Raw genomic sequence first — 14697 nt, forward strand, 5'->3', positions numbered from 1 at the left:
CTCAGCTCTTCAACAGGTTGATGTCGTCGACCGAGGCCGAGCGCCGGGTGCGGAAGATGGCCACGATGATCGCGAGCCCGACGACGACCTCGGCGGCGGCGACGACCATCACGAAGAACGCGAGCACCTGGCCGGTCAGGTCGCCGTGGATGCGGGCGAACGTCACGAGCATGAGGTTCGTGGCGTTGAGCATGAGCTCGACACCCATGAACACGATGATCGCGTTCCTGCGCAGCAGGACGGTCGTCGCGCCGATCGAGAAGAGGATCGTCGAGAGGACCAGGTAGTGGGTCAGGCTCACTTGCCGTCCTCCTGTCCGAGGGCGCTGGGACTGTCGGCTGACCGTCCGGTCGACGGACCGTTCTGGCCGGTGTCGCTCACGGCGGCACCGAGGTCGGGCGCGTTCAGTGACGCACGCTCGGGAGCGGCCGGCGGCGGCACGTTCCCGCGCACCTGGGACGCCCCCGCGAGCATGCGCTCCGTGCGGGCGGCGAACTCCTCCGCGTCGGCCTCCTGCCCACGGACACGCAGGACGCGCGGGACGGAGTCCTCGATCGGCTGACCGTCCGGCCCGAGGGCCGGGACGTCCATCGCGTTGTGCCGCGCGTAGACGCCGGGCGCCGGTAGCGGGGTCAGCCTGCCCCCGGTCGCGACGCGCGCGTCGGCCCGCTCCTTCTGACCGACACGCGGGGTGAGCCGCTGGCGGTGGGTCAGGACGAGGGCACCGAGCGCCGCCGTGACGAGGAGGGCGCCGACGACCTCGAAGGCGAACACGTACTGGCCGAAGATGATGTGCGCGACCCCGGTCGGGTTGTTGTCCACCGCCTCGCCGCTCAGACCGTACGGCTTGCCGTAGGTGGCGCGGCCGACCACGCCGACGAGCACCGCACCGAGGCCGATGCCGGCCAGCAGCCCGATCCAGCGCTGCCCGCGGATGGTCTCCACCAGCGAGTCCGAGCTGTCGACGCCGACGAGCATGAGGACGAACAGGAAGAGCATCATCACGGCGCCGGTGTAGACGACCACCTGGACGACCCCGAGGAACACCGCGTCCTGCGCGACGTAGAGAAACGCCAGCGAGATCATCACCACGATCACGGCGAGCGCGGCGTGCACGGCCTTCTTGACGAAGAGCAGCCCGAGCGCGGCGAGCACCATGATCGGGCCGAGGATCCAGAACAGGACTGCCTCGGCCGTGGTCGTCTCCCCGGTCTCCACCAGGGCGGTGGCGAGCCCGCTCATCGGGTGCCCTGCTTCGTCGCGCCGGCCACCGTCGCCGCCATCACGGCCGCCGTCGGACCGGGCACGTTCGCCGCCTCCAGACCTGCGCCGCCGGGCAGCGTCGGGTCGTCCGGCCGGTGCTCCGTGACCCAGGCGACCTGCGCCGGCGTCGAGCCCGTGACCTCGCCGCGGTAGTAGTCGGTGTCCGTCGTGCCCTCGACCATCGGGTGGGGTGCCTGGAGCATCCCGGCGCGCAGCGGGGCGAGCAGGTCCTCCTTCTCCCAGATCATCCCGGCACGCGTCGGACCGGCCAGCTCGTACTCGTTGGTCATCGTCAGGGCGCGCGTCGGGCACGCCTCGATGCACAGGCCGCAGAAGATGCAGCGCAGGTAGTTGATCTGGTAGACGCTGCCGTACCGCTCCCCCGGCGAGCGCTGGTTGTCGGGGGTGTTGTCGGCGCCCTCGACGTAGATCGCGTCCGCGGGGCACGCCCAGGCGCACAGCTCGCAGCCGATGCACTTCTCCAGGCCGTCCGCGTACCGGTTGAGCTGGTGCCGCCCGTGGTACCGCGGCTTGGCCGGCACCTTCTCCGACGGGTACTGCTCGGTCACCGTCGGCCGGAACATGTTCGACAGCGTGACGCCGAACCCGCCGACGGGAGCGAGGAACTCGGAGACGGCACCGCGCGGCTCGATGAGCGACGTGTAGCCCTCGGGCGCGGGCGCGGCCACCTCGCCGGCAGACGGGCGGGGCGCGACCGCCTTGCCCTTCGCGGGCGGAGCGGCCTTGCGCGCCGGCGCGGGCTTGCGAGCGGGGACGCCCTTGCCGGACGGGTCGGGCTTGCGCTGGTCAGCCACCGTGCACCTCCTGGGTGACCTGGGGGGTCGTCGACTGGTCTGCGGCCGCCGCGGCGGCTGCCTCGGCCCGCTGCTTGCGCGGCGACGGCGGCAGCACCTGTCCGGGCAGCGGAGGCACGGGGTAGCCACCGGCGTACGGGTCGTACACCTGCGGACCGGGTGGCCGCTTCGGCGCGGGCGGCTGCTTCTTCTCCGGGATGAGGAACGAGATCACGAGCCCGACGACCACGATGCCGGCGAGCACGAACAGCACCGAGCGCAGCTCCAGGCCGGAGAACTGCCGCACGCCCTGGACGACGCCGACGGCGACGACCCAGACGAGTGCGGCCGGGATGAGCAGCTTCCAGCCGATCTTCATGAACTGGTCGTACCGGAACCGCAGGACCGACCCCCGGATCCACACGAACACGAACATGAAGAACCAGAGCTTGGCCAGGAACCACAGGACCGGCCACCAGCCCTCGTTGAACATGCCGTCGTTGATCGTCGAGATGGGCCACGGGGCGCGCCAGCCGCCGAGGAACAGCGTGGTCGCGACGGCCGAGACGTTGAGCATGTTGATGTACTCGGCGAGGAAGAACCACGCGAACTTCATCGACGAGTACTCGGTCATGTACCCGGACACCAGCTCGCCCTCGGCCTCGGGGAGGTCGAACGGCAGGCGGTTGGTCTCCCCGACCATCGAGATGATGTAGATGACGAACGCCGGCAGCAGGGGCAGGAACCACCACACCGCGGTCTGCGACGTGACGATCTGCGACGTCGACATCGACCCCGCCAGGATGAAGACGCTGACCAGCGAGAGGCCCATCGCGAGCTCGTAGGAGATCACCTGGGCCGTGGAGCGCACCGCGCCGAGCAGCGGGTACGTGGACCCGGAGGACCACCCGCCGAGCACGATCCCGTACACCCCGACGGCCGCGCACGCGAGGATGTAGAGCACCGCCACGGGGAAGTCGGTGAGCTGCAGCGGGGTGTTCACCCCGAACATGCTGACGTTCGGCCCGAACGGGATGACCGCGAACGTCAGCAGCGAGCAGAAGACCGCGATCATCGGCGCGACGATGTAGACCAGCTTGTCCGCGGCCTTGACCGTCATGTCCTCCTTCACCAGGAGCTTCATGGCGTCGGCGAGAGACTGGAGCAGGCCGAAGGGGCCGTGCACGTTCGGGCCGGGCCGCACCTGCATGCGGGCGACGACCTTGCGCTCGAACCAGATGGCGATGAGCACGCTGGTGAGCAGGAACACGACGATGGCGACGGCCTTGATCAGCCAGATCCACCACGTGTCCTCGCTGAAGTCGGCCGTGACCGGCGCGACCGCCTCGGTGAGGATCCTCATGCGCGGGCCTCCAGGTCTCGCGGACCGGCGGCGAGGCGCACGACGGCCCCCGCGTCGGCGTGCAGCGCGTCGCGGACACCCGCACCCGCCGCGTTCGTCGGCAGCCAGACCACGTGGTCCGGCATGTCGGTCAGCACCGCGGGCAGCGTCAGCGTGCCCGCGTCGGTCGACACGCTCAGGCTGCCGCCGTCCTGCACCCCGACCGCCGCGGCCGTGCCGGCGGAGATGCGCGCGACGGGCCGCTTGGCCGTCCCGGCGAGGAACTGCTCGCCGGACTGCAGGCGACCGGCGTCGAGCAGCTGGTGCCAGGTGGCCAGCACGGCCGACCCGTCGGGCACCGCGGGCGGCTCCGGGGCCGTCACGTCGGGGGCGCCGACGCGGGCGCCGTCCCACCCGCCCAGCTGGTCCAGCTCGGCGTGCACGGAGGCGAGCGACTGCAGCCCGAGCTCCACCCCGAGGGCGTCGGCCAGGCGGTCGAGCACGCGGTGGTCGGCCATCGCGTGCGAGGTCAGGGCCTGCGGGAACGGGCGAGGCCGCCCCTCCCAGGTGACGAAGGTGCCGGACTTCTCGGTCGGCGGCGCGACCGGGAGGACGACGTCCGCGCGGTCGGTCACCTCCGAGTGCCGGACCTCGAGCGAGACGAGGAACGGGACCCGGTCGAGCGCCTCGCGGGCGATGGCCGGGTCGGGCAGGTCCGCGAGCTCGAGGCCACCGACGACGAGGCCGCCCAGCAGGCCCGCGCGCGCCGCGGCGAGGATCTCGGTGGTGGATCGGCCCGGCTCGGCCGGCAGGTGCTCGACCCCCCAGGTGACCGCGAGGTCGACACGGGCCGCGGAGTCCGCCACCGGGCGACCGCCCGGCAGCAACGACGGCAGCAGGCCCGCCTCGACCGCGGACCGCTCGCCCACGCGGCGCGGGACCCAGGCGAGCCGGGCCCCGGTGCGCTGCGCGAGCCGGACCGCGGCGGAGAAGCCGCCGGGCACACCCGCCAGCCGCTCGCCGACGAGGACGACCGCACCCTCGGTCCCGAGCAGCTCGGCGGTCTCGCGCAGGGACGGGTCGGTGCCGATGCCGTCGAGGACCTCCGCCTCGGTCCCGGGCGCCGCGGTCAGCAGCGTGCCCGAGAGCCGCTCCAGGCCGCGGCTGGCCAGCGGGGCGACGGACAGCACCCGGAGCTTGCGGGAGATGACCGAGTCGCGCAGGCGCAGGAACGCGATGCCCGCCTCCTCCTCGGCCTCCAGACCGACGAGGAGCACGGCGGGCGCGCGGTCGAGGTCCGCGAACGTGACGTCGAGCGTGCGACCGGCGACGTGGTGGCCGAGGAAGGTCTCCTCCTCCGCCGAGAGCGGGCGGGCCCGGCCGTCGACGTCGTTGGTGCCGAGCGCCACGCGCGCGAACTTCCCGTACGCGTAGGCGTCCTCCAGCGTGAGCCGACCGCCGGGCAGCACGGCGGCCCCCGTCGCGGTCTCGCGCGGGTCGTCCGGCTGCTGCGCGGCCCGCAGGCCCGCCGCGGCGACGTCGAGCGCCTCGACCCAGCTGGCCGGCTCGAGCTCGCCGTCGGCGTTGCGGACCAGCGGGGTCGTGATGCGGTCCGGCGCGGTCTGCCACGTGAACGCGAAGCGGTCCTTGTCGGTGATCCACTCCTGGTTGACCGTCGGGTCCTCGCCCGCCAGCCGGCGCAGGACGACGCCGCGGCGGTGGTCGATGCGGATGGCCGACCCCTGCGAGTCGTGCTCGGCGATGCCAGGCGTGGAGACCAGGTCGAACGGGCGCGACCGGAACCGGTACGCCGCACTGGTCAGGGCACCGACCGGGCAGATCTGCACGGTGTTGCCGGAGAAGTACGACGCGAACGGCCGGCCCGAGGTGTCCTCGGCGGCGGCACCCAGGGGCGCCTCGCCGACGAAGCCGAGCACCGAGGTGTCGAACGTGCCGATCTGCTGGTTCGCCCCGCGCTTCTGCAGGTCGATGAAGACGTCGCCCGCGATCTCCTCGGAGAACCGGGTGCACCGCTGGCACAGGATGCAGCGCTCGCGGTCCAGCAGGATCTGCGTCGAGATCGCGATCGGCTTGGGGAACGTGCGCTTGACGTCGACGAACCGGGTGCTCGCGCGGCCGTTGCTCATCGCCTGGTTCTGCAGGGGGCACTCGCCGCCCTTGTCGCAGACCGGGCAGTCGAGCGGGTGGTTGATGAGCAGCAGCTCCATGACGCCGTGCTGCGCCTTGTCGGCCTCGGCCGACGTGTGCTGCGTCTTGACCTGCATGCCGGGCGTGGCCTCGAGCGTGCAGCTGGCCTGGGGCTTCGGCATCTTGGCCAGCGCGCCGTCGCGACCGGGCGCCCAGACCTCGACCAGGCACTGGCGGCAGGCACCCGCCGGGGCGAGCAGGGGGTGGTCGCAGAAGCGCGGGATCTGGATGCCGAGCTGCTCGGCGGCACGGATGACCAGGGTGCCCTTGGGCACCTCGGTCTCGATGCCGTCGACCGTGAAGGTGACCGTCTCGCCCGCGGGCGCGGCGGCGGCGACCGGGGCGGCGGGGACCAGGGAGGTCGTCGGCCCGGAGGACAGGATCGTCATGCGTGCACCCCTACGAGAGCGTGCTTCGGCGTGTACGAGAAGAGGCTGCTGTGCTCCGGCGGGAACAGGACGTCCGCGGGGGTGTGCGTCCCGGCGACGAACTCGTCGCGGAAGTACTGCACCGCCGACGTGATCGGGCTGGTGGCGCCGTCGCCGAGCGCGCAGAACGCCTTGCCGAGGATGTTGTCGCACAGGTCGAGCAGCAGGTCGATGTCGGCGAGCGTGCCCTGGCCGGCCTCGATGCGCTGGAGCACCTGCGTCAGCCAGTACGTGCCCTCGCGGCACGGCGTGCACTTGCCGCAGGACTCGTGCTTGTAGAACTCGGTCCACCGCGTCACCGCGCGCACCACCGAGGTGGTCTCGTCGAAGATCTGCAGCGCGCGCGTGCCGAGCATCGAGCCCGCCGCGCCGACCGATTCGTAGTCGAGCGGGACGTCGAGGTGCTCGGCGGTGAAGATCGGCGTCGACGAGCCACCGGGCGTCCAGAACTTCAGCTCGTGGCCCTCCCGGATGCCGCCCGCCATCTCCAGCAGCTCGCGCAGCGTGATGCCCAGCGGCGCCTCGTACTGGCCCGGCCGCGTCACGTGCCCGGACAGGGAGAACAGCCCGTGCCCCGTCGACTTCTCGGTGCCCATGGACTTGAACCAGTCCGCGCCGCCCAGGACGATGCCCGGCACCGACGCGATCGACTCCACGTTGTTCACCACCGTCGGCCGCGCGTACAGGCCTGCGACCGCGGGGAACGGGGGCTTGAGCCGCGGCTGGCCGCGCAGGCCCTCCAGCGAGTCGAGCAGCGCCGTCTCCTCGCCGCAGATGTACGCACCCGCACCGGCGTGCAGCGTGATCTCCAGGTCGAACCCGGAGCCGAGGATGTCCGTGCCGAGGTAGCCCGCCGCGCGGGCCTCCTCGATCGACTTCAGCAGGCGGCGGTACACGTGCAGGACCTCGCCGCGCACGTAGAGGAACGCGTGGTGGCAGCCGATCGCGTAGCTCGTGATGATCATGCCCTCGATCAGGTGCTGCGGGCTGGCCATCATGAGCGGGATGTCCTTGCAGGTCCCCGGCTCGGACTCGTCGGCGTTGACGACGAGGTAGCGCGGTCCGCCGTCGGGCGCGGGCAGGAAGCCCCACTTCATGCCCGTCGGGAAGCCCGCTCCCCCGCGGCCGCGCAGGCCCGAGTCCTTGACCATGGTGACCACGTCGGCCGCCTGCATGGTCAGGGCGCGACGCAGGCCGCGGTACCCGCCTGCGTCCTCGTACGACGCGAGCGACCAGGAGCGGTCGGCGTCCCACGTGTCCGTGAGGACCGGGGTGAGGGTCGTCGTCATCACGACTCCTTCGCGTCGTCGGTGGACTGCTTCTTCTGCTCGGCCGCCGGCGAGACGTCCGCCGGGGTCGTGGCGGGGCGCTCAGCGCTCGACTGCTCGCCGCCGACCTTCGGCGCGGTCGCCCCGGCGGGGGCCGCGGACGCGGTCGCGGAGGGGAACTCGGGTGCGGTCCAGCCCTCGGCGCGCGCCAGCTCGACGCCGCGCAGCGTCGGGACGCCCGCGCCCACGCCCTCGTCCGCACGCCCGTCGTCGAACCCCGCGAGCACGCGGGACATCTCCTTGAACGAGCAGACGCTGTCCGCGCCGCGCGTCGGGACGACCCGCTTGCCGGCCGTCAAGTCGTCGGCGAGCTGCCGTGCGCTGTCGGGCGTCTGGTTGTCGAAGAACTCCCAGTTGACCATCACGACCGGCGCGTAGTCGCAGGCCGCGTTGCACTCGACGCGCTCGAGGGTGATGACCCCGTCGTCGGTGGTCTCGTCGTGGCCCACGCCCAGGTGGTCGGACAGGTCCTCCCAGATGGCGTCGCCGCCCATGATCGCGCAGAGCGTGTTGGTGCAGACGCCGACCGTGTACGTGCCGTTCGGGTGCCGCTTGTACTGCGTGTAGAACGTCGCGACCGCCGACACCTCGGCGGTGGACAGGCCCAGGTGCGCCGCGCAGAACGCGATCCCGCGCGGGCTGACGTAGCCGTCCTCGGACTGCACCAGGTGGAGCATCGGCAGCAGGGCCGAGCGCGCCTGCGGGTAGCGGGCGACGATCACGTCGGAGTCGGCCGTCAGCCGCGCGTGCGTCTCGGCGTCGTACGACGTCTTGTGAGTCCGGCTGGTCTCGACGCTCATCGGTCCACCCCTCCCAGCACCGGGTCGAGGGACGCGACGGCGACGACGACGTCGGCCACCTGTCCGCCCTCGCACATGATCGACGTGGCCTGCAGGTTGTTGAACGACGGGTCCCGGAAGTGCGCACGGTACGGGCGCGTCCCTCCGTCGGACACCAGGTGCACGCCGAGCTCGCCGCGGGGGTGCTCCACCGTCTGGAACACCTGGCCGGCCGGCACGCGGAAGCCCTCGGTGACCAGCTTGAAGTGGTGGATCAGCGCCTCCATCGAGGTGCCCATGATCTCCCGGATGTGGTCCAGGGAGTTGCCCATGCCGTCCGAGCCGATGGCCATCTGCGCAGGCCAGGCCACCTTCTTGTCCTCGACCATGACCGGGCCGGGGCCGATCTTCTGGAGGCGGTCCAGGGTCTGCTCGACGATCCTCATCGACTGGTAGCACTCCTCGACGCGCAGGACGAGACGCCCCCAAGAATCTGCAGTGTCGGCGGTCGGAACGTCGAAGTCGTACGTCTCGTAGCCGCAGTACGGGTTGGCCTTGCGCACGTCGTACGGCAGGCCCGCCGACCGCAGCACCGGTCCCGTGACGCCCAGCGCCATGCACCCGGACAGGCCCAGGTAGCCGACGTCCTTGAGGCGCAGGTGCAGGATCGGGTTGGCCATCATGAGGTCTTCGAGCTGCTTGAAGTAGCCACGGACGGTGACGAGGGTCTCGCGGATCGTGTCGATCGCCCCCGGCGGGATGTCCTGCGCGACGCCGCCCGGGCGGATGTACGCGTGGTTCATGCGCAGCCCGGAGATCAGCTCGAAGATCTTGAGGATCTCCTCGCGGGCGGTGAAGCCCACGGTCATGATCGTCGTCGCGCCCAGCTCGTTGCCGCCCGTGGCCAGGCACACCAGGTGCGACGTGATCCGGTTGAGCTCCATCATCAGCACCCGGATGACCGTCGCCCGCTCGGGGACGTCGTCCGTGATGCCCAGCAGCTTCTCGACCGCCAGGCAGTACGCGGCCTCCTGGAACAGGGGCGCCACGTAGTCCATGCGCGTGCAGAAGGTCACGCCCTGGGTCCAGGTGCGGAACTCCATGTTCTTCTCGATGCCGGTGTGCAGGTAGCCGATGCCCGCGCGGGCCTCGGTCACCGTCTCGCCGTCGATCTCGAGCATGAGCCGGAGCACGCCGTGGGTCGACGGGTGCTGCGGGCCCATGTTGACGACGATCCGCTCCTCGCCGAGGCGGGCTGCCTCCTCGGCGATGTCGGACCAGTCGCCGCCCGACGCCTCGAACGACGGGACGCCCTCGGCGTCCGCATCGACGACGTGGGCCGTGCTGTGGGGTGTCTGGGTGGTCATCGGTACGACCTCCGCTGGTCCGGGGGCGGGATGGTGGCGCCCTTGTACTCGACCGGGATACCGCCGAGGGGGTAGTCCTTGCGCTGCGGGTGGCCCGGCCAGTCGTCGGGCATCTCGATGCGCGCCAGCGCGGGGTGACCGTCGAAGATCATCCCGAAGAAGTCGTACGTCTCGCGCTCGTGCCAGTCGTTGGTCGGGTAGACCGAGACCGTCGACGGCAGGTGGGGGTCGGAGTCGGGGACCGCGACCTCGAGCCGGAGCCGGCGCGAGTGGGTCACCGAGACCAGGTGGTAGACGGCGTGCAGCTCGCGGCCGGCGTCGTGGGGGTAGTGCACGCCCGAGACGCCGAGGCTGAGCTCGAACCGCAGGTCCTGGTCGTCCCGCAGCGCCTGCGCCACCTCGACGAGGTGCTCGCGCGCGACGTGCAGGGTGAGCTCCTCGCGGTCGACGACCACCGACTCGACGGCGTTCGCGTACCCCGTCCCCGACCCGTCGAGGAGCTCGACGAGGATGTCGACGACCTCGTCGAACCAACCGCCGTACGGCCGGTCGCTCGGGCCGGGCAGCGCGATCGCGGTGACCAGCCCGCCGTAGCCCGACGTGTCCCCCGTGCCGCTCGCGCCGAACATGCCGCGCCGCACGTCCACGATCTCGATCGGTCGACGGTCGGCCGGGATGTTCTGCGCGCCCGCCTCGAGGGCGGCCTCGGTGTGGGTCTGCCCCTCGGTCGAGCCGGCGCCCGGCTTCGCGGCCCGGGCGGCGTCAGCCTTGTGGTCGGTCACTTCAGCAGCCCCGTCATCTGCGACGTCGGCGTCGCGGCCAGCGCGGCGGCCTCGGCGGCCGCGGCCGCGGCCGCGCGGTTGGCGCCCAGCGGCTCGTTCTGGATCTGCTCGTGCAGCGCCAGGATGGCGTTGATCAGCATCTCCGGACGCGGCGGGCAGCCGGGCAGGTAGATGTCGACCGGGACGATGTGGTCGACGCCCTGCACGATCGCGTAGTTGTTGAACATGCCGCCGGAGCTCGCGCAGACGCCCATGGAGAGCACCCACTTGGGCTCGGACATCTGGTCGTACACCTGACGCACGACGGGCGCCATCTTCTGGCTCACGCGGCCCGCGACGATCATGAGGTCCGCCTGGCGCGGCGACGCCCGGAACACCTCCATGCCGAACCGGGAGAGGTCGTACCTGGGGGCGCCCGCGGCCATCATCTCGATGGCGCAGCAGGCCAGGCCGAACGTCACGGGCCACAGCGAACCCTTGCGGAAGTAGCCGACGATGTCCTCGACCGTCGTCAGCAGGAACCCCGAGGGTGCCTCTTCGATGCCCATCTCAAACCTCCTGCGGAAGGGCCGGCGTCAGTCCCACTCGAACCCGCCGCGCTTCCACTCGTAGACGAACGGGACGGTGATGAGCACCAGGAACGCGATCATCGCGACGAGACCGAACAGGGCCAGCTCCGCGAAGCTGACGGCCCACGGGTAGAGGAACACCACCTCGATGTCGAAGATGATGAAGGTCATCGCGACCAGGTAGTACTTGATCGGGAACCGGCCGCCGCCGATGGCGTGCGGGGTGGGCTCGATGCCGCACTCGTACGCCTCGAGCTTGGCGCGGTTGTACCGCTTGGGTCCCAGGATCACGCTCGAGCCGACGCCCCCGAGGGCGAGGACGGCGGCGATGCCCATGAGGAAGAGCAGCGGGACGTACGGGTTGTCCATCGCGCGTCACTCCACTTCGTTGTGGTCGGGGGTCATGCTGCGGGGGCGATCCGGGCCAGGCCGGCGATGACCCGGTCCACCAGGTCACCGCCCTTCGGCTCGTAGCAGTCGGACAGGAGCTTGAGGACGAACTTCATCACCAGTGGTCGGGGCAGCCCGTAGCGCGTGCACACCCGCATGACCTCGGGGTGCTCGATCAGCCGCACGAACACCCGGCCGAGCGTGTAGTAGCCGCCCAGGTCGTCCTTCATGCGGCGCTCGTAGGTGGCGAACGCCCGCTCCCGTCCGGCCGCGGTGCCGCGGCTGAGCCCCTGGGCGATCGCGTCGGCCGCGACGCGTCCCGCCTGGAGCCCGTACGCGATGCCCTCGCCGTTGAACGGGCTGATCATCCCGGCGGAGTCGCCCGCGAGCAGGAGCCCGTTGCCGTACAGCGGCCCGCGGTTGAAGCCCATCGGCAGGGCCGCGCCCTTGACGGGGCCCACCTGGTTGTCGGGCGTGAACTCCCACTCGGAGGGCGCGTTGGCCATCCACGTGGCGAACAGCTTCTTGTAGTCGACCTTCGTGGCCGCGGCCGTCGAGGACACCGATCCCAGGCCCACGTTGGCCGTGCCGTCGCCGAGCGAGAAGATCCAGCCGTAGCCGGGCATGAGCCCGCCGGCGGCGTCACGGAGCTCGAGGTGGCTCTCCATCCACGGGTCGTCGTGCCGCGGCGTCCGGAAGTAGGTGCGGACCGCGACGCCCATGGGGCGGTCCATCCGCTTCTCCAGACCCATCCCCGTGGCGAGCCGCGCGGAGACCCCGTCGGCCGCGATGACCACCGGCGCGCGGTACGTGACCGTCTCGCCGTCGACCTTCGCGTGCACGCCCACCACCCGGCCCGAACGCTCGTCGCGCACGGGTCCCGTGACGGTGGTGCGCTCCTGCAGCTTGGCGCCCGCGGCACGCGCGTGCTCCGCGAGGGTGTGGTCCAGCGACATCCGGGACTTCGCGAGCCCGTACGACGGGTAGCTGGACAGCTCCGGCCACGCGAGCTCGAGGCGGTGACCTCCCCCGATCACCCGCAGGCCGACGTTGCGGATCCAGCCGTCCTGCTCCCGGACGGGCAGACCCATCCGCACCAGCTCGGCGACCGCGCGCGGCGTCAGACCGTCCCCGCAGACCTTGTCCCGCGGGAACTCCGACTTCTCCAGGAGCAGCACGTCCAGGCCCGCGGAGGCACAGTGGAACGCGGCGGCAGACCCGGCCGGGCCTGCGCCCACGACGATGACGTCCGCGTCATCGTGCGTAGCTCCCACCACCACTGACCCCACTTGTGACGTTGTTCACGTACTGCTCTCGGCGAGTGTAACGAGCGCCACATGGGCTGTCTGCGAAGGCTTTCCTAACCTCGTGGCAGCGTGTCCAGGACGTGGCGTGATCACCCGGTCGAGCGCGTGACGGAACCGCCACGACGGGGCGGTCGACGCCCATTGTTCACCCGGGCGGCGCATGCGGACACCCGTCCACCCTGGCGGGGGTGACGGACGGCTCAGGACTCGGCGCGGCGTGCGCGCCGGCGGGCGGCGAGGAGCAGGAGGAAGCCCGCCCCGACCGCGGCGGAGGCGACGCCCAGGGCACCCCCGAGGTCCGCACCGGTGTGCGCGAGACCACCGCGCGCGGAGGTCGTCGGTGGCGTCTGTGGCGTCTGTCGAGGCGTCGGCGTCGGTGCGGGGCCCACGCCCGTCTGGACGAGCGTGACCGAGTCCAGCACTGCCGCGACGCTCTCCTGCGAGACCGACTGCGACGACGCGGCGAAGGTCACGACCAGCGGGATCCGCGCGACGGCGCCGGGCGCCAGGTCCGGCCCGTGCCAGCTGGTGCCGCCGGGCGCCGGCGTGCCGTCGATGACCAGCGAGAGGTCGGCCGCGAGCGACCCCGGGCCGACGCCCAGGTCGTCGGCGACCTCGAGGTCGACGCGCGCCGGATCGCCCGAGCCGTTGCGCACCCACAGGACGGAAGTGAGGACGTCACCGGGGACGATGACGCCGGGCGACGGGAACAGTCGCGTCGGGAGGGACGCCGTCCAGGTCGTCCCGTCGAGCGACACCTCGAGCGGGTCGGCCGCGTACGCCGGTCCGGCCGGGAGCGCCGTCAGGAGGCCGGCGAGCAGCCCGGCGCTCAGCAGGGCGGCGGCCCGCCGGCCGATCACCGGGACCGCCTGCCCACCAGGGAGAGGGCGAGGAGGATCCCGGCCACGGCGACCACCGCCACGAGGGCGCCCTGCGGCCGGCGCGGGGTGGGCCGCGGCGGCACCTCGAGCACGTCGTCGAGACCGGCCCGCAGGTCGGGCCCGAGATCGGCGGCCTGCTCGCCCGGAGCCTCCGCCTGCTCGACGCCGCCCTGCTTCCTACGGAGCCGGTCGCGCACCCCGCCGGCCACCAGCACCACGCCGTAGAGGATGAGAGCGCCTGCGACCGCCTTGAGCAGCCAGCCGGGACGGTTCATGCCGACCCAGGTGTTCAGGTGCCCGAGGTAGGGCAGGTGGTACGCGACGACGCCACGCACCTGGACGGCACGCACCGGCTCGTCGTTGACGTCGTTGGCGTCGCCCCGGGTCACGAACACCCGCTCGCCCCCGGTCCCGAACCCCACGCCGACGACGCGGTGCGTCACGACCTCGGGCTCGTTGGAGCGCAGCTGGTAGGTCACCACGTCGCCGATGTCGATGGTGTCGGGGTCGACCGGCCGTGTGACGACGAGCGAGCCGGGCGGCATCGAAGGCTCCATGCTCCCGGTGAGCACGGTGAACGGGGTGGCACCGATGGCCAGCGGCACCACGATCATCCCGAGGGCCACGAGGACGATCGCCACCAGCGCGAACGACGAGAACCCCGACCAGACGTGGTCCAGGAGGCGAGGGGTGCGTGCCTCGGGCGCGGTCGCGGTGTCCATCAGCAGTACATGTCCACGAAGCCGAAGAACGTGGCCTGCCCCTGCGCCGTCCTGGGCGCCGACGGGGCCGACGTCCACGTCGTCCCGGGGAACACGTAGAACGCCTGCACGGTGATCGTCTGGACCTTCGTCCGGTCCGCGGTCGGGCCGAGCTGCGTCGCGTTGACCGTGACGGAGGTGGCGGTCGTGTCCCCGGCGGTCGGGAAGGAGAGGGCGGTGCCCGACGAGTTGACGAACGTCGCGCGGTACCGCACCTGGGTGGCGCCCGGCGGGAGCGGGATCGCCGGCCACGAGACGACCACCGGGTCGTTCTGGAAGCTGAGCCCCGGTTCGCAGGTCGCCGTGATGACGGGGACCGGAGCCGTGGCGGCCGCACCGGTGACCGTGACCGTGCGGGTGGCCACCCAGTACGCCCAGGCGGCGCCCGACCCGACGAGCAGGAGCGAGAGGGTCGTCACGACGACGGCGACGACACGCGTTCGCGTGACGCGGGTCCCGGGCATCCGGACCACCCCCCTCTCGTCGTGCGGCCGTCCG

At 71.8% G+C, this 14697-nt stretch carries 15 protein-coding genes; all 15 read right to left on the bottom strand.

Annotated features, from left to right (window positions below; genetic code table 11):
• Position 1: 1 nt before the first annotated feature.
• Positions 2-301 (bottom strand): NADH-quinone oxidoreductase subunit NuoK, encoded by a 300-nt coding sequence (gene nuoK, locus CTE05_RS01420; RefSeq protein ID WP_055912062.1) that lies wholly within the window; start codon positions 299-301, stop codon positions 2-4.
• Complete coding sequence (locus tag CTE05_RS01425; protein WP_146844318.1) at positions 298-1242, bottom strand: NADH-quinone oxidoreductase subunit J; 945 nt, start codon at positions 1240-1242, stop codon at positions 298-300. The genes nuoK and CTE05_RS01425 overlap by 4 nt, the downstream gene beginning before the upstream one ends.
• The gene (gene nuoI, locus CTE05_RS01430) at positions 1239-2078 is read right to left on the bottom strand and encodes an NADH-quinone oxidoreductase subunit NuoI (RefSeq protein WP_186814688.1); all 840 of its coding nucleotides are present in this window, start codon (positions 2076-2078) and stop codon (positions 1239-1241) included. Before nuoI ends, CTE05_RS01425 begins: the two co-directional genes overlap by 4 nt.
• Entirely contained in the window at positions 2071-3420 is a 1350-nt protein-coding gene (nuoH, locus tag CTE05_RS01435) for an NADH-quinone oxidoreductase subunit NuoH (protein ID WP_146844319.1), read from the bottom strand. Before nuoH ends, nuoI begins: the two co-directional genes overlap by 8 nt.
• Complete coding sequence (locus CTE05_RS01440; protein ID WP_146844320.1) at positions 3417-5996, bottom strand: NADH-quinone oxidoreductase subunit G; 2580 nt, start codon at positions 5994-5996, stop codon at positions 3417-3419. Before CTE05_RS01440 ends, nuoH begins: the two co-directional genes overlap by 4 nt.
• Positions 5993-7324: an NADH-quinone oxidoreductase subunit NuoF gene (gene nuoF / locus CTE05_RS01445; RefSeq protein WP_146844321.1), complete on the bottom strand. Its 1332-nt coding sequence runs from the start codon at positions 7322-7324 to the stop codon at positions 5993-5995. The genes CTE05_RS01440 and nuoF overlap by 4 nt, the downstream gene beginning before the upstream one ends.
• Positions 7324-8163 (bottom strand): NADH-quinone oxidoreductase subunit NuoE, encoded by an 840-nt coding sequence (gene nuoE / locus CTE05_RS01450; RefSeq protein WP_146844322.1) that lies wholly within the window; start codon positions 8161-8163, stop codon positions 7324-7326. Before nuoE ends, nuoF begins: the two co-directional genes overlap by 1 nt.
• A complete protein-coding gene (locus CTE05_RS01455; RefSeq protein WP_146844323.1) occupies positions 8160-9509 on the bottom strand; it encodes an NADH-quinone oxidoreductase subunit D in 1350 nt (449 codons plus the stop codon). The genes nuoE and CTE05_RS01455 overlap by 4 nt, the downstream gene beginning before the upstream one ends.
• Complete coding sequence (locus tag CTE05_RS01460; protein ID WP_146844324.1) at positions 9506-10291, bottom strand: NADH-quinone oxidoreductase subunit C; 786 nt, start codon at positions 10289-10291, stop codon at positions 9506-9508. The genes CTE05_RS01455 and CTE05_RS01460 overlap by 4 nt, the downstream gene beginning before the upstream one ends.
• Entirely contained in the window at positions 10288-10839 is a 552-nt protein-coding gene (locus tag CTE05_RS01465) for a NuoB/complex I 20 kDa subunit family protein (RefSeq protein ID WP_056585957.1), read from the bottom strand. Before CTE05_RS01465 ends, CTE05_RS01460 begins: the two co-directional genes overlap by 4 nt.
• A gap of 27 nt (positions 10840-10866) precedes the next feature.
• The gene (locus CTE05_RS01470) at positions 10867-11229 is read right to left on the bottom strand and encodes an NADH-quinone oxidoreductase subunit A (protein WP_146844325.1); all 363 of its coding nucleotides are present in this window, start codon (positions 11227-11229) and stop codon (positions 10867-10869) included.
• 32 nt (positions 11230-11261) lie between these two features.
• Complete coding sequence (locus CTE05_RS01475) at positions 11262-12527, bottom strand: geranylgeranyl reductase family protein (RefSeq protein ID WP_146844477.1); 1266 nt, start codon at positions 12525-12527, stop codon at positions 11262-11264.
• A 230-nt stretch (positions 12528-12757) separates the two neighbouring features.
• The gene (locus tag CTE05_RS01480) at positions 12758-13417 is read right to left on the bottom strand and encodes a hypothetical protein (protein ID WP_146844326.1); all 660 of its coding nucleotides are present in this window, start codon (positions 13415-13417) and stop codon (positions 12758-12760) included.
• Positions 13414-14160, bottom strand: coding sequence for a signal peptidase I (locus CTE05_RS01485; protein ID WP_186814689.1), 747 nt, complete (start codon positions 14158-14160; stop codon positions 13414-13416). The genes CTE05_RS01480 and CTE05_RS01485 overlap by 4 nt, the downstream gene beginning before the upstream one ends.
• Entirely contained in the window at positions 14160-14663 is a 504-nt protein-coding gene (locus CTE05_RS01490) for a hypothetical protein (protein WP_146844327.1), read from the bottom strand. The genes CTE05_RS01485 and CTE05_RS01490 overlap by 1 nt, the downstream gene beginning before the upstream one ends.
• Between the last annotated feature and the right edge of the window lie 34 nt (positions 14664-14697).

The organism is Cellulomonas terrae, from assembly GCF_007990265.1.
In the GTDB taxonomy this organism is placed as follows: Bacteria; Actinomycetota; Actinomycetes; order Actinomycetales; family Cellulomonadaceae; genus Cellulomonas; species Cellulomonas terrae.

Excerpts from the sequence above, each read along its gene's own strand:
- CTE05_RS01425 (WP_146844318.1), bottom strand. The coding sequence starts at position 1,242 with ATGAGCGGGCTCGCCACCGCCCTGGTGGAGACCGGGGAGACGACCACG.
- nuoH (WP_146844319.1), bottom strand. The coding sequence starts at position 3,420 with ATGAGGATCCTCACCGAGGCGGTCGCGCCGGTCACGGCCGACTTCAGC.
- CTE05_RS01440 (WP_146844320.1), bottom strand. The coding sequence starts at position 5,996 with ATGACGATCCTGTCCTCCGGGCCGACGACCTCCCTGGTCCCCGCCGCC.
- nuoF (WP_146844321.1), bottom strand. The coding sequence starts at position 7,324 with ATGACGACGACCCTCACCCCGGTCCTCACGGACACGTGGGACGCCGAC.
- nuoE (WP_146844322.1), bottom strand. The coding sequence starts at position 8,163 with ATGAGCGTCGAGACCAGCCGGACTCACAAGACGTCGTACGACGCCGAG.
- CTE05_RS01455 (WP_146844323.1), bottom strand. The coding sequence starts at position 9,509 with ATGACCACCCAGACACCCCACAGCACGGCCCACGTCGTCGATGCGGAC.
- CTE05_RS01465 (WP_056585957.1), bottom strand. The coding sequence starts at position 10,839 with ATGGGCATCGAAGAGGCACCCTCGGGGTTCCTGCTGACGACGGTCGAG.
- CTE05_RS01470 (WP_146844325.1), bottom strand. The coding sequence starts at position 11,229 with ATGGACAACCCGTACGTCCCGCTGCTCTTCCTCATGGGCATCGCCGCC.
- CTE05_RS01485 (WP_186814689.1), bottom strand. The coding sequence starts at position 14,160 with ATGGACACCGCGACCGCGCCCGAGGCACGCACCCCTCGCCTCCTGGAC.
- CTE05_RS01490 (WP_146844327.1), bottom strand. The coding sequence starts at position 14,663 with ATGCCCGGGACCCGCGTCACGCGAACGCGTGTCGTCGCCGTCGTCGTG.